Origin of the sequence: Variovorax sp. UC74_104, assembly GCF_044055375.1 — a bacterium.
In the GTDB taxonomy this organism is placed as follows: Bacteria; Pseudomonadota; Gammaproteobacteria; order Burkholderiales; family Burkholderiaceae_C; genus Variovorax.
The window spans coordinates 3,277,539-3,295,435 of the sequence record NZ_CP171978.1 but is presented as its reverse complement, the minus strand read 5'-3'; the positions used below and the strand labels follow the sequence as shown (position 1 = coordinate 3,295,435).

Below are 17,897 nucleotides of genomic sequence, written 5' to 3'. Positions count from 1 at the left end.
TCGCGCCGTGCCCTTCGGGCTTGCCGCCGGATGCCGGCAACAGCTCAGGCCGCTTCGGTGCCCGCCTTGCCCGTCGCCGCCACGGCTCCCACTGCCGCTTCCACCACCGACTCCACCGCCGCCTCTGCCTGCGCTTCCATCGCGGCACGCGCGGTCGGGTTCGGCGTGGGCTCGCCGATCTTGCGCATCGTGTTGCGGTCGGTATGGCTGAAGGGCTCGGGCTTTCCGAGCACTTCGAGCACCGTCTCGAGCTCGTACGACCAACTGCCGTCGTCGTGCACCGTCACCTCGATGCTGTAGCGCAGCGTCTTGAATGCATGCTCCAGGAACGGGTTGGCCACGATGCCGTTGGTTTCGCCGCCGCGCACGGCCTCGAGCCTGAAGCTGCGGTCGTCGGCCTTCGCGCGGCCGGTGGCCATGGCGGTAAGGCCGCGCGGAATGGTGAGCGTCTGGATCAACGCGCCGGTGGAGGGCTCCCAGAGCCAGTAGCCGACCTGGTCATGGAAGGTCTCCACGTCGTCGGGCTTGACGATGCGCAAGTGGTAGCGCAGGCCGTAGAAGATCTGCGGGCCGTTGGTCTGCGCATCGATGGGCTGGAACTCCGCGTGCTCGATGTAGGCTTCGGCCTCGGGGCCGTCCTCCTTCGGGCTCACGTCGTGGCCGGCCGAGCCGGTCCAGATGCCGGCCAGCGCGGTGAGCGGCCCCAGGTTGGCGAGCGTGTTCGGATCGGGTTCCGGCTCTGTGTAGATGTCGCGCGGGAATTGCGTCGCGGGTTGCTGCTGTTCCATGTTCTTCTCTCCTCGATGGGGCTTGCTGTATGGGGCAGGAGTGTCGCTCATCAACCTTCTGCTTCCCTGACTCGCCTGCCGCTCACTGGTCGAGCCGGATGCCGACCTTCGCGATGATCGCGCCCCACTTGCGCCCTTCGGCGTCGATGAAGGCCCTGAACTCCTCGGGCGAACCGCCGCCCGCCACCAGACCCTGGTTGGCAAGCAATTCGCGCACCACCGGCTCCTGCAGCACGGCGTTGACGTCGGCGTTGATGCGCTGCACCACTTCGGGCGGCGTGCCGGCGGCGGTGAAGAAGCCGTTCCAGGCCAGCGACTCGAATCCGGGATAGCCCGCCTCGGCCACGGTCGGCAGTTCCTTCATGAGCTCGGAGCGCTTCGCGCTGGTGACGGCGATGAGCTTCACCCGCTGCCCCTGGATCAGCGGCAGCAGCGCGGGCGCCACGGCGAACAGCGCCTGCGTATCGCCCGCCGCGAGCGAGAGCCCGGCGGGCGGCGAGCCCGAATACGGCACGTGCACCGCCTCGATGTGCGCCACGCTGCGGAACAGTTCCATCGTGAGATGCGACGAACTGCCCGCGCCCACCGACGCATAGCTGAACCTGTTGCCCCGCTTCTTCGCCCATTCGACGAACTCGGGCAGCGTGTTCGCCGGGTTGTCGGCCCGCACCGCAAGCACGTTGGGCTGCGAGGTGGTGAGCACCACCGGCACCAGGTCGCGCGAAGGCTCGTAGGGCATGCGTGCATACATGTAGGGTCCGAACGCGATCGGGCCGTTGAAGCCTATGCCCAGCGTGTAGCCGTCATGCGGCGCCTTGGCGACCGCGTCCATGCCGATCAGGCCGCCGGCGCCGGCCTTGGTCTCGATCACCACGGGCTGCTTCCATATCACGCGCAGGCGGTCCGCGAGCGTGCGGGCGATCAGGTCGAGCGAGCTGCCGGCCGGCGCGGGCACGATCACGCGCACCGGCTTCGATGGCCACGCCTGTTGCTGCTGCTGCTGTGCCCATGCGCCTGCGGCGAGCAGGCCGGCTGCAAGGAAGACTGCAAGGGTCGCCAGCGGGTTCTTCATCTTCACTTTCTGGCCTCCTCTCGCGCCGCATCGATCTGCGCATGATTGGCCTCGGCCCATCGGTCGACCGCGATCAGCGTCCTGCTCAGCGACAGGCCCAGGGGGCTGAGCCTGTACTCGACGTGCGGCGGCACGGTCTGGTGGTCTTCGCGCAGCACGAGCCCGTTGAGCTCCAGGTCGCGCAGAGTCTGCGTGAGCATCTTCTGCGAAATGCCGCCCACCTTGCGCAGCAGCTCGTTGTTGCGCTGCGGCTTGCCGCGCAACAGCGGAATGAGCAGCAGTGCCCACTTGTTGGCGATGAGCTCCAGCACGCGGCGCGAGGGGCAGTCGGCGCTCCACACGTCGGCGGGGGCTGCTTCGGCCTCTGCCACATCCGAGGTCTTCTTCGACGGCGTCTTTGAATTTCCCATGGTTACCAGAAGGTGCGTACTTGTCGGTTGGTGCCTGGGCCGGAATTATCGGGTTCCTCTTTTCCGCAACGAACGACAACGAAGGAGTTTTTTCATGGGTTGGATATTTCTGCTGTCCGCCGGGCTGGTCGAGATCGCGATGGCCGCCGCGCTCAAGCAATCGGAGGACTGGTCGCGGCTCGTTCCGTCGGTGGTGGGCGTGCTGACCGCGCTGCTCAGCATCTACCTGCTGGCGCGGGCGCTGCGCTACCTGCCGCTGGGGCCTGCCTACGCGATCTGGACCGGCATCGGCTCGGTGGGCGTGGTGCTGATGGGCGTGCTGTTCTTCGGCGAATCGCTCTCGGCTGCACGGCTGGCATGCATCGCCATGGTGATCGGTGGCACCGTGGGCCTGCGCCTCGTCAACGGCTGATGCGCAAAGGAAACAGAATCGTGACCACACGCATCCTGCACATCGAGGCATCGCCTTCGGGCGAACGTTCGCGCTCTACGGATACGGCGCGTTACTTCCTTCAGCAACACCGTGCACACCACCCGGAGGCCTGCCCGCCTTCGACGCCACGATGATCGAGGCCAAGTTCGCGGTGCTGCGAGCCACCAACGCCACCGAGGAACAGAAGCGCCGCTGGCAGGGCGCCGTGCGACTCTCGCGCGCCTTCAATGCTGCCGACAAATACGTCTTCAGCCTGCCGATGTGGAACTTCGGCATTCCTTACATACTGAAGCACTACATCGATATCGTTACCTTGCCGGGCGAAAACTGGCTCTGGACGCCGGGGGAAGGCTATAGCGGCCTGCTGCAGGGCAAGCGCGCCGCGCTCATTTATTCGAGTGCCGGCGACTATCCGGTGGGGCTGCCGTCGCACGATAAGGATTTCCAGAAACCGTATATGCGCACCTGGCTAGGTTTCCTCGGAATCGATGACCTTGTCGAGATAACGGCGGCGCCAACGCTCGCATCACCCGAGGCCGTGGCAGCCGCCCTCGCAAGGGCACGAAATGAAGCCGAAAGGCTTGCAGAGGGCTTCTGATGGGCTCCGTGCCTTTAACCACGTTGCGAATGGGCTGATTTTCGGGGGACTTCAAATCGACACGCGGTAGGGGCAATATCCGCATCCCCCGATTCCTGTGTCACCCGATCCGACCTGAGGACTAAGGAGCTTTCCATGTTCGCTACAGCAGAGCGCACCATCAAGACCCCCGGCCCGGAACACCCGATCACCATCACACCCAACCCGCTGCGCGTGGTGGTGTCGGTCGACGGTTGCGTCATTGCCGATACCCGTGAGGCCCTGACGGTACGCGAAGCACACTTCGGCACCGTGCACTACTTTCCTCGCAAGGACGTGAAGATGTCGCTGCTGGAACGCACCGCGCACGCGACCTACTGCCCATACAAGGGCGAGTGCAACTACTACAGCATCCCGGCCGGCGGCGAACGCTCGGTGAATGCCGTATGGACCTACGAGTCGCCGTACGACCCGGTCTCGCAGCTCAAGGACTACGTGGCCTTCTATCCCGATCGCGTGGGTCCGATCGAAGAGCGCGTCTACTGAGCACTTCGACACGCGCCTCATACATCGACGCAATCAACGTACAAAAGCAAAAAGCCGGTCCCCGCTTACACGGGGACCGGCTTTTTGCTTTTGCTTTCGCGCTATTTCACCAGCGTGGCACCACGCACCCGGCGATCACAGCGGCAGCGAGTCGCCGCGTGCGGCGGCACGGGCAGCTGCGCGCACCGTGGAGCGATCCAGGCCGCTGGCGAGAACCGGTGCAACGCGCGAGGTCACGCCTTCGGCATACGGGTTCTCGCTGTGGGCAGCGGCCACGGCTTCGGCGCGAACGGCGGCGCGGCTGGTGGTGGAAACGATCAGTTGCACGGGACCTTGGTTGGCGCCGTCAGCGTACGGGTTGCCGCTGCGGGCGGCGACCACGGCCTGGCTGGCAACGTCGGCACGGCTCGCGGCCGAGCTGAGCTGATGCACGCCGTCATAGCTTTCGGCATGGGCGGCACCGGCAGCAGCCAGCAGGGCGATGGAGATGGCGGAGAGGAGCTTGGAGGCGGTCATTTGGATTTCCTTCAGTTCAGTTCTTTGCATACGGGATGTTTTCGAACCGGTCTTGGGTGGGGCACCGTCCCTTTCGGGGGCGGCCACCTCGCTCGGGGCCTGTTCATCCAGACTGGCTTGCTTGTTGTCGGCGGCTGGTCTGTGGGATGAATTGTGAGCCGCCGGATAGGTAAAAACCCGCAGCAAAAAGAACCGCGGCGTTCATGCGATGGAAACAATCGCAGCGCCTCGGCGGGTGTGCCCCTCAGCCCCAGGTCAGGGGATCCAGGCGCAGGTAAAAGTCGAGCCGCCCGTCATCGGGCTCGCCGATCTCCAGGGTGTCGAACAGGCCTTGGCGAGCGGCAAATTCGTCGTGCGGACCGCGCCAGCTGTCGCGCGCATTGGCAAGAAAGAGCGAAAGATCGACGTAGCGGTCGGCCGTTCCGAGGCGGCCGAGGTCGATCAGCCCGGTGCAGCGCAGCGTTTGCGGATCGATCATGAAGTTGGGCATGCATGCGTCGCCGTGGCACACGACGCGGTCTCGCGCCTCTTGCGCCAGGCGTTGAATCAACTGCACCCGCAATGCGTCGAGGAGCAGTGGCGGCGGAACGTCCTGCTGTTCCGGGTCCAGGAATTCCTTGTTGACCGCATTGCGCGCTACCACGTCGCAGGCACGCTCGAACATCGTGGAAAGAGCGCGCGCGAAGGGGCAATCCGCTGCGGGAATCTCGTGCAGCAGCCTCAGCCGCTGCACCATCGAAGGCCACGCCTGCAGCAGTTTCTCGGCGGGCAGTTCGCTGGCGGGCACCCCGGGAACAACGCTCGTCACCAGGCATGCCCCTTCCTGCGATGCACACCAGTCGAGCACCTTCGCGGACCCCAGCTCGAAAGGCGCGAGCCATTCGGTGCGAAGCCGCTCGCCGGCCAGCGACTCCACGCCGCCGGCGCTTCCAGGGGACACCTTGGCGAAGGCCGCGCCGTCGCTGCGGCGATAGACGCTGTCTCCAGACTCGCCGAGATTCACGGGAAGCCATTCGATGCCGGCTGGCAGGGCAGGAAGAAGGCGCCGGGGTTCCGGGAGGCCTGGGGTCGAGGGATGCATGCGATTGGGCACTGGTTGTTGCGTTGCTCGAGTGAATTTATCCAATCCCTCCCGCCACGCGCCCAATGCCCCCATCTATCGACCAGCCTGCGCCACGTTCACCACGCCCTTCATGCCCGCGTCGTAGTGCCCGGGCTGCAGGCAACCGAAATCGACCTTGCCGGCCTTCGTGAACTGCCAGACGACTTCGCCCGTCTTGCCCTGCGCCAGCGTCACCATGTTCGGTTCGGCATGCTCCATCTCGGGGTTCTTCATCATCGCGGCATAGTGCGACTTCAGTTCCTGCGCCGTGCCCAGCACCAGTTCATGCTTCAGCTTGCCCGAGTTCCTGACCACGAAGCGCACGGTCTCGCCCTGCTTGACGCTGATGTCGGCCGGCGTGAAGCGCATGCCGTCCGTCATGTCGACCTCGACCGTGCGGGTTGCCTTGGCGGCCACGCCGGGCTTGCCGATCGCGTCGTCGTGCGTACCCGAGGCCGATGCGCCGGTGGCAAGCACGGCGAGCAGCGCTGCGCAGGCGGAGGTGGCGAGGAATGCGTGTTTCATGAGGCGATGCTCCTTGAGGTGAAGAGGTGAATGAAGAGGCGAATGAAGACGAGAATTCTGGAAAGCCCACCCGGCCATCGCCTTTCACGCCGATTACAAGGGCGTAATCCGCAGGCACGCCCGCAAGATGGCGCCCGCCGCTTCGGCCCTTGCCTGGAGCGGCCCGAGGTCGTGATGAAGGCAAGCGAAACTATCGAGGCCCGCCGTGGTCCCAGCCTGCAAAAGGAACCCATCGACACCATGCGCACATTCGCCGCAAGCGCCCTCTTCTGTCTTGTCGTCCTCATGCCCGCCGGCAGCGCATCGGCCCAGTCGCTGAGCTGCGGCGGCACGCTCTCCGGCGTGGGCGACTCCAAGTTCTCGGTGGTGCAGAAATGCGGCGAGCCGATGTCCAAGGAATTCGTCTGCGTGCCCCGCCCGCAGGTGGCATGGGTGCTTTCGCCCTACCCCGGCGGCCCGGCGCAGCAGGTGGTGACGCAGGCTTGCGTGCCGATGGAAGACTGGGTGTACCACCGGGGCCAGGGCAACTTCCTGGGCATCGTGAGGTTCTACAACGGCGCCGTCGAATCGGTGCGCGACGGCGAACGGATGCGATAGCAGCCGATGAACATCCGTATCCGAAACGAAGTGCCTGCGGACGCACCGGCCATCGAGGCGTTGACGGCAGCCGCATTTCTCGCAGCAGAGTATTCGAGCCATACCGAGCAGTTCATCGTCAATGCATTGCGGCGCGCCGGCCAGCTCTCGGTCTCGCTGGTTGCGGAAGATGACGGACAGACGATCGTCGGGCACGTCACCATCTCGCCGGTGCGCATCTCCGATGGCTCGCCCGGCTGGTACGGGCTCGGTCCGGTGTCGGTCGGACCCGGGCAGCAGGCGCTGGGCATCGGCACGCGGCTCGTGAACGAAGCGCTGGCCGCGTTGCGCGGCATGGGTGCATCCGGTTGCGTGGTGCTCGGCGAGCCGGCCTATTACGGCCGCTTCGGATTCGCGGCCACGCCTGCCCTGGTCTATCCCGGCGTGCCGCCACAGTATTTCCAGGCGCTGCCGATGGCAGGAGCGATGCCGAGCGGCACCGTCGCGTATCACGCGGCCTTCGAAGCGACGGCCTGAATGCGCCGAAGGCTCAGGGCGGCGGCAACAGCGGGCTGCAGTTCTCCTCGGCAACGAACAGCACCGCCAGCCTGGCCGGCTTGACCGGATCGGGGTCCTCCGCGAACAGGTGCGGCGTACCCGGCGGCCGAAGCGAGTGCGGTTCAGGCGGCTTCGTCGTCGAGCGCCGCGCTGCGGTCCTTGATGCGCGTGACCTGCGACAGCACCGCGTCCTCTGGCGTCATGTCCGGCCGCTGGCCCTTGTAGACCGGCTGCTCGAACTTGCCGCCCGCATAGCGGTAGAGATAGCGCACCTCCACCAGCGCGCCCACCGCGGGCAGCGCCTCGTTGGGCGGCACGGTCACGTTGCCCAGGTCGATCATGGCGCCCGCGTCGTCGCGCAGTCCCACGGCCACCGAGCGCTGCGCGTTGACGCGGATCACTTCGCAGGTCGCACTCTGGTTGAACTTGAACTTCAGGCTGCTCGTGCTGCGGCCCGCTGCGAAAGGCGCGTCGAGTGCCTTGAGCACGTAGCCCTCGCCATGCGCGGCCAGCAGCTGCGCAGCGCGGCGGCGCTTGCCTTCGGCGGTGAGTTCGAGTTCGAGCAGCGCGATCCACGGCATGGCCGAGGCCACCGTGCGCAGATGGCCGAAGCGCTCGATGAACGGCGCGCCGCGCAGGTCGCGGCCATGGAGTTCCAGCAGGTCGAAGGCCATGAAGGCATCGCCCACGTGCTCGCCGGCGATCACGGTGCGCCCTGCGGCAGTTGCCGTGCCGACCCAGGCCTGCGGAATGTCCACGAAGAGTCCGCGCCGGTTGGTGCCGCGCACGGCCTCGCCCTCGATCAGCAGGATGCGGTTCTCGCCGTCCGCCTTTTCCTGAAGGCCCCAGCCCGGATCGTCGAAGTAGCGCTCGGCCTGTTCCTCGAGGATCAGCGTCGGCAGCTGCGGCAGTTCGCCGCTCACCCGGCCGGCGAGGTCGGTCGAGGTGTAGAGCGCGCCGGACTGGTCGGGCGTGTAGCCCTTCGAGGTTTTTTCCTTGACGACCTTGTCGTAGATCTTCAGCGCGGCCTCGTAGGCGACGGGGCTGCTGGTCTTGGTGCCGGTGGAAAGCGTGCCGCCGCGCCGGCCGTTGCCGTAGTCGACAACCCAGCCGCCGTCCTTCTGGCGCAGGTGCACCTGGTAGACCTTGTCCGAGCCCTGGCCCGTGAAGTAGAGAAAGCTCGAGCGCTCAGCCTGTTCCATGTTCGACACCTGAAGACCCCCCATGCGATTGCCGGAGCGCGCATGCTACACAGGCCGCGCCGGCGCCAACGCCCGCTAAGATGCGCGGCGACACAAGAAAGCAGCACAAGCATCGACCGAAGGCAGGGGAGGCCTCCGCGTGAAGCGCATTCGCTCAGAAAAATTCATCCGCACGAAGCCCGGCGTGGCAGGCGCCGCCGGCTTCAGCACCGTGGAACTGTTCGCCCTGCCGGAAGCTCCCGGCCACGTGGTGCATGTGAGCACCAGCCGCGACGGGCTGCAGTGGAAGGAGACGGTCCATACCCCGTCGCCGCTGCCGCTGGAAGCCGCCACCGCCGTCTTCGAGCGCGCCGTGGCGGCGCAGATCGCGCAGGGCTATGTGCCCGAGGGCTCCGCCGTCGTTCCTGCCGCAGCCCCCGTGGCCGCTGCCCTCTCCCATCCCGGCGACGCCGTCCTGCTCGCCAGCATCCGCCCCGACGCGTGGAGGCTGCTGCCCCCCGTGCGCCGCAGCCGCGTGGTGTGGCGCATCGGCGAACGCCGGCTGGCGGCGGCGGTGCCGCAGCTCGTCGACCTCATCGAGACCGGCGAGCCAATGCTCGACTATTGCATCGCATGGGCCATCGGCCGCTGCGGTGACGGCGGCGCCTTCGAGGCGATGCGCGAACTCTCCCGGCGTGGCCGCACGCCCGTGGTCACCCGGGCGGCGCGTTGGGCCGCGCTCGCGCTCTGGCCCGCCGAGCAGCGCGCGGCCGAAGCGGCGCGCATCGTCGACGACTGGCCCGCTGCACTGCGCCGCGCCTGGACAGCCATGGGCGAAGCCCCTGCAGGGCAAGCCATGCCGATGCTGCGGCAGCACCTGGCCGACCCCGCGCTCTGGAACGGAATGAAGTACGCGGCCTGGGTCGAGCAGCTGTTCGACCTCTCGCTGCTCGAAGGCCCCGCGGGCGAGGGGCTCGCGCATGCCGCGCTGCTCGAAGATCGCGCCGACGCTGCAGCTCGCGGCCGGCAGCTTCCGCGCATGGCGCCGGCTCTACAAGGGCGCGGAGTTCTCGGGCGACTACGCCCTGCTTGGCGTGCTGCACCAGCGCCTGGAAACGCAGCGCGCGGCCTTCCGCACCGGCGGGCGCTGGGCGCAGGTCGACGGCCGCTACGTGGACATCGCCAAGGAAATCGTGCGGCCCGACAGCCGCCTCGCCTACAGCCAGCGCACGCGCGACTACCTGCGCCGCCGCACGTGGCGCAACCTGCGCCGGCTGGCGCTGGCCGGCACGGCCGACGAGCCCGACTGGCTGCGGCTCGCCATGGGCGTGCTGCTCGCGGCCGACGACAGCGAGGCGGGTACCGCCGGCCAGCAGCGCGAATCGCGCTGGACGCCCGAACCCCGCAGCTGGCACACCGGCCCCTACAGCCGCTGGCTGGTGCTGATGCAGCTGCTGCATCGCCACGACCCCGAATGGGAAGCCCAGCGCGGCGGCCTGCAGTGGCGCCGCAGCACGCCGCTGCCCACGCAGCGCCTGAACCGCACCGAAGCCTGGCCCGAACGCTGGGACCGCCATCCGCAGGCGCTGCTGCAGCTGATGCAGCAGAGCCGGTGCGCGGCGGTGCACGCCTTCGCCGCGCGCGCGCTGCAGGACAACAAGCCCTTCTGCGATGCCCTCGAGCCGCCCGCCGTGTGGCGCCTGCTGGCCAGTACCTGGGAGGACACTGCGCGCTTCGCGCTCGCCATCGCGCGCCAGCGCATCACGGCCGGCGAGCCCGCCCTGCCCTGGCTGCCCGCGATGCTGGGCTCGCCGCTGGCCGAGGCGCGCACGCTCGCGCTCGAATACATCGGGCAGGATCCGGGCCTCTACAGCCAGCAGGTCGACCTGCTGCTGATGCTGCTGACATCGGCCGATGCCGAAGTGCGCCGCGCCTCGCGCCTGCTGCTGCAGGCCGCCGCGCCGAATCTTTCGACGCTCGACGCGCTGGCCACCGAACTGCTCGCATGGCTGTCGGCCTGCGACGCCGCGCAGCCGGCGCTCGACGCCATCTGCGAGAACGTGCAATGGGCGCTGCAGGGCCTGCTGCGCACGGCTGCCGCGAAGGCGCCGCTGAACAGGCTGCTCGCGCTCTTCGATCACGCGAGCCCGGACGTGGTGCGCACCGCCGCCGAGTGGCTGCTGCTGCATCCGGCCTCCGTCCAGGGCCTGCCGGTGAGCGTGCTCACCCGCCTGCTGCAGTCCGACGACGAGCGCCTGCGCGGCGCCGGCGTGCGGCTCTTCACCTCCCTGCCGGATGCCACGCTGGTCAACCAGCCCGAGCTGTTCGCGGCCTTCTGCAGCAGCCCGATGCCGGCCGTACGCGCCGCCGTCGCGCCGCGCCTGGCGCAGCTGCTTCCCGCCCACCCCGAATTCGCCGCCGCGCTGATGCCGCTGCTGCGCGACGAGCTGTTCCGCGCCGAAGCGGCCGAAGGCGTGTTCGATTCGCTGCTGCAATGGCTGTGCGGCCCGCTGGCCGAGCACACGCGCCGCGGCGAGCCCGCCGTCACGCTGCGACTGCTCGAAGCGCGCAGCAAGGGTGCGCAGCGCCTCGGCGCGTGGCTGCTGCCGCAGCAGGATGCGCAGGGCTTCGACGTGCTGCAGACAGCCAGCCTCGGCCTCGTCGACACCGCCGCCGCGCGCCGCTGGGCCATGGACCAGCTGGCCTCGAACCCCGAACGCACGCTCTCGAACCTCGGCGATGCGCTGCGCATCTTCGACAGCCGCTGGGACGACGCGCGCGACTGGGCCCGCCAGTGGTTCGGCTCGCAAAGCGGCGCAAGCCAGTGGACGCCCGCGCTGCTGGTTCGCCTGTGCGACCACAAGGACGCGGGCGCGCAGCGGCTGGGCCGCGAGCTGCTCACCACGCATTTCGACGTGACCGACGTCACCACCTACATGCTGCAGCTCAGCCAGCACCCGTCGGCGGGCATGCAGCTGTTCGTCACCAACTGGCTGGCATCGGCCGCGAGCCGCAACGCCGACGTGCTGGCACGGCTGGAGCCCTACTTCCTGAGCGTGCTTTCGCAGGCCAACCGGGGGCGGCTGGCCAAGGCGCGCGTCATGGAATTCCTGGCTGCGCAGGCCGCGCATTCGGAAGACATCGCGCGCATCGTTGCGCGCGTCTTCGCGCGGCAGGCCGTCACCGGCGCGATCACGGAGCGCGCGCAATACGTGGCGGGGCTGCGCAGCATCCAGGAAGCCTTTCCCCAGTTGGACAACCCGTTGCAGACCGCGCCGGTGCGCAGCATCGCGCCGCGACGTTCGCCGCCGCCCTCTTCCTCCGCCCTGACCGGAGGGCCCGCAGCATGAGATTCCAGTACCGCTACTTCGGCCACTCCGGCGCGCAGCACACCGCCAACAGCACCGCGCTGCAATTCGCGCCCGACACGCTGCGCACGCCGGTGCACTTCGTCGCCGACATCAACCGCCACCTGCCGTTCCGCGAAGGCATGTCCGCGCTGCACGACGTAGTGGTGGGCGACCTGCGCTTCAAGCCGCGCGACAAGAGCGCGTACCTCGAATGGCTGGCCGGACAGGAAAGCGAGCTGCTCGCCCAGTTCATGGCGCGCAGCGACGAGCTGAAGGCGCAGATGGAGCCGATCAGCAGGGAGCTGGCCGAGCTGCGCAAGAGCAAGCGCGCGGTGATGCAGCCCTTCATGAGCGCGCAGCAGCGCTACTTCGACCACATCTACAAGGTCAACCGCGAGGCGTGGTTCGTGCTCGACCCGGTGATCACGGTGCACCCCGACCGCGTGTTCTTCGAATGCTTCAGCCAGGACGAGTCGAGCTACGGCATGTTCTCGTGCAGCCACGACATCTTCGACCGGGTGAGCGACCACGCCTTCGGCACCACCAACGTCGATTACTCCGAATCGCTGTACGACGAGTTCCAGAAGATCCGCGACTACAAGACGACGCGGCTGGCCATCGACCCGGGCGGCTTCCAGGTTCAGAGCGACAACGATCCGGCCTTCCACGAGCCGAAGATCGACGTGCCCGACAGCTGGGTTCGCGGCTTCCTGCAGGTCAGCAGCGCGATGCTGCTGCCTGCGCACCGGCTGCAGCTGCACCCGATGGACATCCACAACATCTGCCTGGTGCTGCGCCGACGCAAGGAGCGTGTGGGCCCGCGTTCGCTGCGCTTCGTGCTGCGGCCGGGACAGCCGGTGCGCATCGTGTTCGAGCCCTGGGGCCACGAGCTGGTGTGCCCGCGCTCCACGCACAGCGCCACCTCCGACATCGACATCCGCGTGTGGGGCCGGCGCCGATTGCTGCAGCTCGAACGGCTGGTGCCGGTGGCACAGGGCTTCACCGTGCACCTGCTGGGCACCGGCATGCCCAGCTTCTGGGTCGCGCAGATGCCCGACATGGAATTCACGCTCGGCCTCTCGGGCTGGACCGCCAACGACTGGTCGCGCAACGGCCACTTCGAGCTGCTGCAGCCGCGCCAGACGGTCGACCAGGACAGCCTGCTGCGCGTGTTCGCCGCGCTGGGCGAACGCTGGCGCGCCACCACCGACGAGCTTGCCGCGGCAACCGGCCTTTCGACGCTCACGGTCGACGCCGCGCTCGGCGGCTACGTGCAGGCCGGCCGCGTGGTGTACGACATCGCGCACGGCGTGTGGCGGCTGCGCGAGCTCAGCCGCGAACCGCTGCCCATGGACAAGCTGCGCTACGCCAGCCCCGAGGAAGAAGCCGCAGCCGAGCTGGTGCGCGCGCGTCGCATCGCCGGCGTGAAGACGCAGGCGCGCGCCGATGGAGGCGTCTCGATCAGCGGGAAGTGCAAGGGCTCGGCCGGCCAGCGCGAGTACTTCACGAGCCTTCAGCTCGATGCCGACCAGCGCGTGGCCTCGGGCGAGTGCCAGTGCAGCCACTTCGTGCGCCATCGCATGACCAGGGGGCCGTGCGAGCACATGCTTGCGCTGCGCCTCTCGGCCGCGCCGTCCATTGCGGCGAACACCACGACAACAACAACGACAGACCAGGAAAGGACCACCGCCCACATCGGCTGATACACTGCTTTTTGCGAACGGAGCGGGAAGGCTCTTGCAATCCGGTCGGCGTATCGCCGCCCTCGCACACAGCACTTCCCAAGCGTCACTGGACGTCTCTTCACTGTGCCGTATGGCCATGGTGACGCGACAACAGTGCGGCTTCCTCGAAGCTCATCGGCGTCACCATGGCCATACGGCGTCGAGTGGAGCCCTCCAGTCCCGAGGCTCTTCGACGAGATTCCCGCTTCGTTCGCAATCTTTCCCTTCTCCAAGCAGTGCATCGGCCGGTGGCGCAGCGCCATGACCATGCAGTCTCCCGCCGCTTCTTCATCTTCCGTTCCCGACTCCGCGCTCACCCGCGAGCAGCTGTACGAGCGCATCCGCAAGAGTTCCAAGCAGGAAGTCGTCCTCGAGGAAATGCAGCGCCTGGGCTTCTGGCCGCACGACGTGGCACAGCCAACGGTCGAGGAGCAGCTGATCCGCCGCGAGGGCGAGTTGCAGACCGCGCTCTCGAAGCTCGGCACCGAACTGCGCGGCATCGAGGACCGCGACCGGGCCCTGAAGATGATGCGCAAGGAGCGCATGGCCCGAGCCCGCGAGCGCCGCGAGGAAACCCGCCAGCGCCTCGCTCAGGGCCGCCATGCGCGCGCCGTGGCATGGCACGAGCGGCGCAAGCGCGAGTTGCTGTATGTGGGCGACGGCGTCTCGGGCGGCCTCAACGACGGGCACAGCGACAGCCAGGCGCTGGCCCGCAACACCCTGCCCGCGCTGGACCATGCGGGCGACCTGGCGCAAGCCATGGGCGTCGGCCTGGGCGAGCTGCGCTTCCTGGCATGGCACCGCGAGGTGTCGAGCGTGAGCCACTACCAGCGCTTCACCATGCCCAAGAAGAGCGGCGGCGAGCGGCACATCTCCGCGCCCATGCCGCGGCTGAAGCGCGCGCAGTACTGGGTGCTCGACAACATCCTCGCGAAGATGCCGGTGCACGAGGCCGCGCACGGCTTCATGCCGGGCCGCTCGATCATCACCAATGCCGCGCCGCACGTGGGCCGCGATGTGGTCGTCAACCTCGACCTGAAGGACTTCTTTCCCTCCATCGGCATGCGCCGCGTGCGCGGCGTGTTCCGCCAGCTCGGCTATTCGTCGCAGGTGGCGAGCCTGCTGGCGCTGGTGTGCACCGAGGCGCCGACCGACGAAGTGCAGCTCGACGGCAACCGCTATTTCGTCGCGCGCGGCGACCGCGTGCTGCCTCAGGGTGCGCCCACCAGCCCGATGATCACCAACCTGCTGTGCCGCAGGCTCGATGCGCGGCTGGCCGCAAGCGCGGCGAAGCTGGGCTTTCGCTACACGCGCTACGCGGACGACCTGACGTTCTCCGCCGGCCCCGAGCACAGCCGCGACACGGCCAAGCTGCTGTGGCGCGTGAAGCAGATCGTGGCGAGCGAGGGCCTCACGCTGCACCCCGACAAACAGCAGGTGATGCGCAGGCACCGCCAGCAGCATGTGACGGGCATCGTCGTCAACGACAAGCTCTCGGTCGACCGCGACACGCTGCGGCGCTTCCGCGCGGTGCTGCACCAGGCGGAGCGCCACGGCCCGCAGGGGCTGCAATGGAACGGCAACAGCGACGTGATCGGCGCGCTGCGCGGCTATGCGAACTTCATCGCGATGACCGATGCGGCGCGCGCCGAGCCGTATCTGCAGCGGGTGCGCGCGCTGGCGGCGAAGCATGAAGGCGGCTCGGCACCGAAGACGCAGGCATCGCAGCGCAAGCTCGGCGCAGGCGCGTTCCGCAAGCTGTCCGCCGAGGGCAAGGCGCCCTGGCCGGCGTGGTGGCAGCCAGCTGAAGCAGCCGCACCGGTATTGGAGAAAACCGCCGAGCAGATCGCCGAAGAGAAGAAGGCTCAGCGCGAAGAGGCACGCCCGCAAGCGGCCACGGCCAGCCGGGCACCGGCGCCCGCACCCGCCGCGGCGCAGGCCGCGACAGGCCAGGCAGCCGCCCCGGCTGCGAAGCAGGCACCGGGCGCCCTCTCCCAGATCGGCTGGGTCGCCAGCATGATGCTGCAGGCCCTCTACGTCGTCAGCGTCTTCCTCTCGGGAACCAGCCCGCTGATCTGGCTGATGACGGGCGGCGTCGTCATCGGCAACTTCGTGCAGCGCAAGTCGGGCTGGCTGCGCTTCATCGTGGCCATCTTCATATCGTCGGCGCTGGCGTCCCTGGTCCACAGCATGAAGAACTGAGGACGGCATGTTCAGGGCCGACGCACCGATCGGGCGTGTCGGCTCTCGTGTGCCGCCCGCACCACGCGGCACCACGCAGCACTTCACAGCAGGCGACCAGCCCGCTACAGTGGCCGCTTCGACAACCACCTGCGAAAAGGAGGCACGAGATGGAAGACGCCGTAATTCACGCCCCCACCATCGTGCGGTTTGTCGTGCCCCCCACCCGCTGATCGATTGCTGACGCGCCTCCCGCGCAGCACGTGCCCCTGACGGGCACGGCCAGTCCGGCACCCGCGGCCTTTTCGCCGCCGCGACAAACCGCCCCGATTCAAACGCCGCCGCCAGCACGCATGTGCCGTCGGCGCCCCGTTCCCTTTCGAATCAAGGCACACCATGTCCGAAGCCAACGCCGCGCATTCGCGGCCCGTTGCAACCACTGTATTTTTCGATCCCCAGCGCGCCTCCGAGGCTGAGTGGCGTGATGCCCTCGCCTACTGGCGCCAGCGCAGCGCCGAGGACTTTCCCGACGAACCCTCGACGAGCGACGCCGAGACCCGGCACGGTGTGCTGCAGAACGCGCCGCTGTACGTCGTCCACCGGGTGCTCGCGCTCGGCGAGCACGGCAAGCCCGTCGGCAGCCTCAACATGGGCATCCGCCGAGCGGGAACGCCCGACTACGAATCCTTCGCGCCCTTCGTCGATGCCTGGGGCGGCGTGCTGCGCTCGCATCAGCGCCGCGGCGTGGCCAGCACGCTGCTTGGCGCGCTGCTCGCGCTCATGGAAGCACAGGGCAAGACCACCGCGACGGTCAAGGCGCACCTGCCCGAGGGCCACGCCTTCCTGCGCGCCATCGGAGCGCAGGAAAAGCACCGCAGCGTCGAGAACCGCGCAACCTTCGCCGGCCTCGACTGGCAGGCTCTCTCCCGGTGGGAAGCCGAGGGCTTCGCGCCCGCCCACGGTCTGCGCGCCGAGATCCATGCCGGGCGCGTGCCCGTCGAGCGGCTCGCGACACTGCTGCCCGCGCTGTCGACGTTGCTGAACGATGCACCCACCAGCGCGTTGGAGCGAGCGCCCATGCGCTATGAAATGGCGGAATACGTCGCGTGGTACGCCGAGATCGACCGCCGCGGCGGCGAACACTACCTCGTGCTGCAGCTCGACGGCGACGAGGTCGTCGCGGTGTGCGACGCCAGCTGGAACCAGCTGTTCCCCGATCGCATGTTCCAGCGGCTCACGGCCGTGGCCCGCCACTGGCGCGGCAGGGGCCTGGCCAAGGGCGTCAAGGCCGCGATGCTGCGGCTGGTGCACTCGCGCCACCCGGAGCTGGCGCTGATCTCCACCAGCAACGCGGAGGTCAACGCGCCGATGCTCGCCATCAACCGCCAGCTGGGCTTTGCCGTGCACCGGCAGGAGAGCATCTACCAGTTCGGCACGAACAGCCTGCGGGCCTACCTCGCTATCCGTCCCATGATCTCCCGGGAGGCCCGCGCATGAAGGCACCGCAAAGACTGCAGGCCCTGATCGACGAAGGCCTCATCGACACCGTGGTGCGCCCGCTCATGAGCGGCAAGGAAGCCATGGTCTACGTCGTGCGCTGCGGCGACGAGACGCGCTGCGCCAAGGTCTACAAGGAGGCCGACAAGCGCAGCTTCCGGCAGGCCGTGGACTACACCGAGAACCGGCGCGTCAAGAACAGCCGCGAGGCGCGCGCCATGGCCAAGGGCACGCGCTTCGGTCGCAAGGTGACCGAGGCCATCTGGCAGAGCGCCGAGGTCGATGCGCTCTACCGGCTTGCCGCCGCCGGCGTGCGCGTGCCCACGCCGCACAACTTCCTGGAGGGCGTGCTGCTGATGGACCTGGTGACCGACGCGAACGGCGACGCCGCACCCCGCCTGAACGACGTGATGTTCTCGCCCGCGGACGCCATGCGCCACCACGCCAGCCTGCTGCGCGAGGTGATGCGCATGCTGTGCGCGGGCATCGTGCACGGCGACCTCTCGGAGTTCAACGTGCTGCTGGCCGAGGACGGTCCGGTCGTCATCGACCTGCCGCAGGCGGTCGATGCCGCGGGCAACAACCACGCCCGGCGCATGCTGCTGCGCGACGTCGAGAACCTGCGCAATTTCTTCGGCCAGTTCGCGCCCGTGCTGCTGGACACGCGCTACGGCGAGGAGATCTGGCACCTCTACGAGCGCGGCCAACTGCGCCCCGAGACCGAACTCACCGGCAGCTTCGTTCAGGAGACCGGCCCGGTCGACCTGCGCCACGTGATGCGCGAGGTGGACGACGCGCGCGAGGAAGAAGCCGCGCGGCGGCTGCGCCTGCGCACGCCGCGACAATAGGCGGGCCAACGCC

Annotated in this window: 18 protein-coding genes; 10 read left to right on the top strand and 8 right to left on the bottom strand. The window is 68.3% G+C overall.

Annotation, left to right across the window (positions count from 1 at the left end):
• Nucleotides 1-44: 44 nt before the first annotated feature.
• The 3 genes from ACHMXA_RS15360 to ACHMXA_RS15350 form a co-directional block, all read right to left on the bottom strand.
• Nucleotides 45-788 carry an FABP family protein gene (locus ACHMXA_RS15360; protein ID WP_176667511.1) on the bottom strand — a complete coding sequence of 248 codons (744 nt, stop codon included), beginning with the start codon at nucleotides 786-788 and terminating at the stop codon, nucleotides 45-47.
• An 82-nt stretch (nucleotides 789-870) separates the two neighbouring features.
• Nucleotides 871-1,860 carry a tripartite tricarboxylate transporter substrate binding protein gene (locus ACHMXA_RS15355; protein ID WP_176667614.1) on the bottom strand — a complete coding sequence of 330 codons (990 nt, stop codon included), beginning with the start codon at nucleotides 1,858-1,860 and terminating at the stop codon, nucleotides 871-873.
• Nucleotides 1,861-1,862: 2 nt separating this feature from the next.
• The gene (locus tag ACHMXA_RS15350; RefSeq protein WP_218088415.1) at nucleotides 1,863-2,270 is read right to left on the bottom strand and encodes a helix-turn-helix domain-containing protein; all 408 of its coding nucleotides are present in this window, start codon (nucleotides 2,268-2,270) and stop codon (nucleotides 1,863-1,865) included.
• 94 nt (nucleotides 2,271-2,364) lie between these two features.
• On the opposite strand from ACHMXA_RS15350, the gene ACHMXA_RS15345 reads away from it, so the two are divergent.
• The 3 genes from ACHMXA_RS15345 to ACHMXA_RS15335 all read left to right on the top strand — a co-directional run bounded on the left by ACHMXA_RS15345 (nucleotide 2,365) and on the right by ACHMXA_RS15335 (nucleotide 3,826).
• Nucleotides 2,365-2,682, top strand: a complete 318-nt coding sequence (locus ACHMXA_RS15345) for a multidrug efflux SMR transporter (RefSeq protein WP_176667510.1) — start codon at nucleotides 2,365-2,367, stop codon at nucleotides 2,680-2,682.
• Nucleotides 2,683-2,833: 151 nt separating this feature from the next.
• A complete protein-coding gene (locus tag ACHMXA_RS15340; RefSeq protein ID WP_256099160.1) occupies nucleotides 2,834-3,301 on the top strand; it encodes an FMN-dependent NADH-azoreductase in 468 nt (155 codons plus the stop codon).
• Nucleotides 3,302-3,436: 135 nt separating this feature from the next.
• Nucleotides 3,437-3,826 carry a DUF427 domain-containing protein gene (locus ACHMXA_RS15335; protein WP_176667509.1) on the top strand — a complete coding sequence of 130 codons (390 nt, stop codon included), beginning with the start codon at nucleotides 3,437-3,439 and terminating at the stop codon, nucleotides 3,824-3,826.
• A 135-nt stretch (nucleotides 3,827-3,961) separates the two neighbouring features.
• On the opposite strand, the gene ACHMXA_RS15330 is transcribed toward ACHMXA_RS15335, so the two are convergent.
• The 3 genes from ACHMXA_RS15330 to ACHMXA_RS15320 all read right to left on the bottom strand — a co-directional run bounded on the left by ACHMXA_RS15330 (nucleotide 3,962) and on the right by ACHMXA_RS15320 (nucleotide 5,969).
• Nucleotides 3,962-4,342: a helicase SNF2 gene (locus ACHMXA_RS15330; RefSeq protein WP_176667508.1), complete on the bottom strand. Its 381-nt coding sequence runs from the start codon at nucleotides 4,340-4,342 to the stop codon at nucleotides 3,962-3,964.
• 244 nt (nucleotides 4,343-4,586) lie between these two features.
• Nucleotides 4,587-5,423 carry an APH(3'') family aminoglycoside O-phosphotransferase gene (locus tag ACHMXA_RS15325; RefSeq protein ID WP_176667612.1) on the bottom strand — a complete coding sequence of 279 codons (837 nt, stop codon included), beginning with the start codon at nucleotides 5,421-5,423 and terminating at the stop codon, nucleotides 4,587-4,589.
• 75 nt (nucleotides 5,424-5,498) lie between these two features.
• The gene (locus ACHMXA_RS15320) at nucleotides 5,499-5,969 is read right to left on the bottom strand and encodes a plastocyanin/azurin family copper-binding protein (RefSeq protein ID WP_176667507.1); all 471 of its coding nucleotides are present in this window, start codon (nucleotides 5,967-5,969) and stop codon (nucleotides 5,499-5,501) included.
• Between the two features lie 240 nt (nucleotides 5,970-6,209).
• On the opposite strand from ACHMXA_RS15320, the gene ACHMXA_RS15315 reads away from it, so the two are divergent.
• On the top strand, nucleotides 6,210-6,566 hold the full coding sequence (locus ACHMXA_RS15315) for a DUF2845 domain-containing protein (RefSeq protein ID WP_176667506.1): 357 nt from the start codon (nucleotides 6,210-6,212) through the stop codon (nucleotides 6,564-6,566).
• Between the two features lie 6 nt (nucleotides 6,567-6,572).
• Nucleotides 6,573-7,082 carry a GNAT family N-acetyltransferase gene (locus ACHMXA_RS15310; protein ID WP_176667505.1) on the top strand — a complete coding sequence of 170 codons (510 nt, stop codon included), beginning with the start codon at nucleotides 6,573-6,575 and terminating at the stop codon, nucleotides 7,080-7,082.
• 143 nt (nucleotides 7,083-7,225) lie between these two features.
• Here the strand turns inward: ACHMXA_RS15310 and ACHMXA_RS15305 are convergent, their stop codons facing one another.
• Both ACHMXA_RS15305 and ACHMXA_RS15300 read right to left on the bottom strand, forming a co-directional pair.
• Nucleotides 7,226-8,305: a DNA ligase gene (locus ACHMXA_RS15305; protein WP_176667504.1), complete on the bottom strand. Its 1,080-nt coding sequence runs from the start codon at nucleotides 8,303-8,305 to the stop codon at nucleotides 7,226-7,228.
• A gap of 154 nt (nucleotides 8,306-8,459) precedes the next feature.
• The gene (locus ACHMXA_RS15300) at nucleotides 8,460-9,266 is read right to left on the bottom strand and encodes a hypothetical protein (protein ID WP_395315738.1); all 807 of its coding nucleotides are present in this window, start codon (nucleotides 9,264-9,266) and stop codon (nucleotides 8,460-8,462) included.
• Here ACHMXA_RS15300 and ACHMXA_RS15295 point away from each other — a divergent pair.
• From ACHMXA_RS15295 to ACHMXA_RS15275, 5 genes are all read left to right on the top strand, one after another.
• The gene (locus ACHMXA_RS15295) at nucleotides 9,265-11,634 is read left to right on the top strand and encodes a hypothetical protein (RefSeq protein ID WP_395315737.1); all 2,370 of its coding nucleotides are present in this window, start codon (nucleotides 9,265-9,267) and stop codon (nucleotides 11,632-11,634) included. The two genes, ACHMXA_RS15300 and ACHMXA_RS15295, sit on opposite strands and share 2 nt — an antisense overlap.
• Nucleotides 11,631-13,337 carry an SWIM zinc finger family protein gene (locus ACHMXA_RS15290; RefSeq protein ID WP_176667502.1) on the top strand — a complete coding sequence of 569 codons (1,707 nt, stop codon included), beginning with the start codon at nucleotides 11,631-11,633 and terminating at the stop codon, nucleotides 13,335-13,337. Before ACHMXA_RS15295 ends, ACHMXA_RS15290 begins: the two co-directional genes overlap by 4 nt.
• A 282-nt stretch (nucleotides 13,338-13,619) precedes the next feature.
• Complete coding sequence (locus tag ACHMXA_RS15285; RefSeq protein WP_176667501.1) at nucleotides 13,620-15,560, top strand: reverse transcriptase family protein; 1,941 nt, start codon at nucleotides 13,620-13,622, stop codon at nucleotides 15,558-15,560.
• Between the two features lie 375 nt (nucleotides 15,561-15,935).
• On the top strand, nucleotides 15,936-17,036 hold the full coding sequence (locus ACHMXA_RS15280; RefSeq protein WP_395315736.1) for an N-acetyltransferase: 1,101 nt from the start codon (nucleotides 15,936-15,938) through the stop codon (nucleotides 17,034-17,036).
• Nucleotides 17,033-17,884 (top strand): PA4780 family RIO1-like protein kinase, encoded by an 852-nt coding sequence (locus ACHMXA_RS15275; RefSeq protein WP_395315735.1) that lies wholly within the window; start codon nucleotides 17,033-17,035, stop codon nucleotides 17,882-17,884. The genes ACHMXA_RS15280 and ACHMXA_RS15275 overlap by 4 nt, the downstream gene beginning before the upstream one ends.
• Nucleotides 17,885-17,897 lie beyond the last annotated feature (13 nt).

Bases quoted from the DNA above. Each gene is read 5' to 3' on its own strand.
- ACHMXA_RS15360 (WP_176667511.1), bottom strand. From the start codon at position 788: ATGGAACAGCAGCAACCCGCGACGCAATTCCCGCGCGACATCTACACA.
- ACHMXA_RS15355 (WP_176667614.1), bottom strand. From the start codon at position 1,860: ATGAAGAACCCGCTGGCGACCCTTGCAGTCTTCCTTGCAGCCGGCCTG.
- ACHMXA_RS15350 (WP_218088415.1), bottom strand. From the start codon at position 2,270: ATGGGAAATTCAAAGACGCCGTCGAAGAAGACCTCGGATGTGGCAGAG.
- ACHMXA_RS15345 (WP_176667510.1), top strand. From the start codon at position 2,365: ATGGGTTGGATATTTCTGCTGTCCGCCGGGCTGGTCGAGATCGCGATG.
- ACHMXA_RS15340 (WP_256099160.1), top strand. From the start codon at position 2,834: ATGATCGAGGCCAAGTTCGCGGTGCTGCGAGCCACCAACGCCACCGAG.
- ACHMXA_RS15335 (WP_176667509.1), top strand. From the start codon at position 3,437: ATGTTCGCTACAGCAGAGCGCACCATCAAGACCCCCGGCCCGGAACAC.
- ACHMXA_RS15330 (WP_176667508.1), bottom strand. From the start codon at position 4,342: ATGACCGCCTCCAAGCTCCTCTCCGCCATCTCCATCGCCCTGCTGGCT.
- ACHMXA_RS15325 (WP_176667612.1), bottom strand. From the start codon at position 5,423: ATGCATCCCTCGACCCCAGGCCTCCCGGAACCCCGGCGCCTTCTTCCT.
- ACHMXA_RS15320 (WP_176667507.1), bottom strand. From the start codon at position 5,969: ATGAAACACGCATTCCTCGCCACCTCCGCCTGCGCAGCGCTGCTCGCC.
- ACHMXA_RS15315 (WP_176667506.1), top strand. From the start codon at position 6,210: ATGCGCACATTCGCCGCAAGCGCCCTCTTCTGTCTTGTCGTCCTCATG.
- ACHMXA_RS15310 (WP_176667505.1), top strand. From the start codon at position 6,573: ATGAACATCCGTATCCGAAACGAAGTGCCTGCGGACGCACCGGCCATC.
- ACHMXA_RS15305 (WP_176667504.1), bottom strand. From the start codon at position 8,305: ATGGAACAGGCTGAGCGCTCGAGCTTTCTCTACTTCACGGGCCAGGGC.
- ACHMXA_RS15295 (WP_395315737.1), top strand. From the start codon at position 9,265: ATGCCGCGCTGCTCGAAGATCGCGCCGACGCTGCAGCTCGCGGCCGGC.
- ACHMXA_RS15300 (WP_395315738.1), bottom strand. From the start codon at position 9,266: ATGCGCGAGCCCCTCGCCCGCGGGGCCTTCGAGCAGCGAGAGGTCGAA.
- ACHMXA_RS15290 (WP_176667502.1), top strand. From the start codon at position 11,631: ATGAGATTCCAGTACCGCTACTTCGGCCACTCCGGCGCGCAGCACACC.
- ACHMXA_RS15285 (WP_176667501.1), top strand. From the start codon at position 13,620: ATGACCATGCAGTCTCCCGCCGCTTCTTCATCTTCCGTTCCCGACTCC.
- ACHMXA_RS15280 (WP_395315736.1), top strand. From the start codon at position 15,936: ATGTCCGAAGCCAACGCCGCGCATTCGCGGCCCGTTGCAACCACTGTA.
- ACHMXA_RS15275 (WP_395315735.1), top strand. From the start codon at position 17,033: ATGAAGGCACCGCAAAGACTGCAGGCCCTGATCGACGAAGGCCTCATC.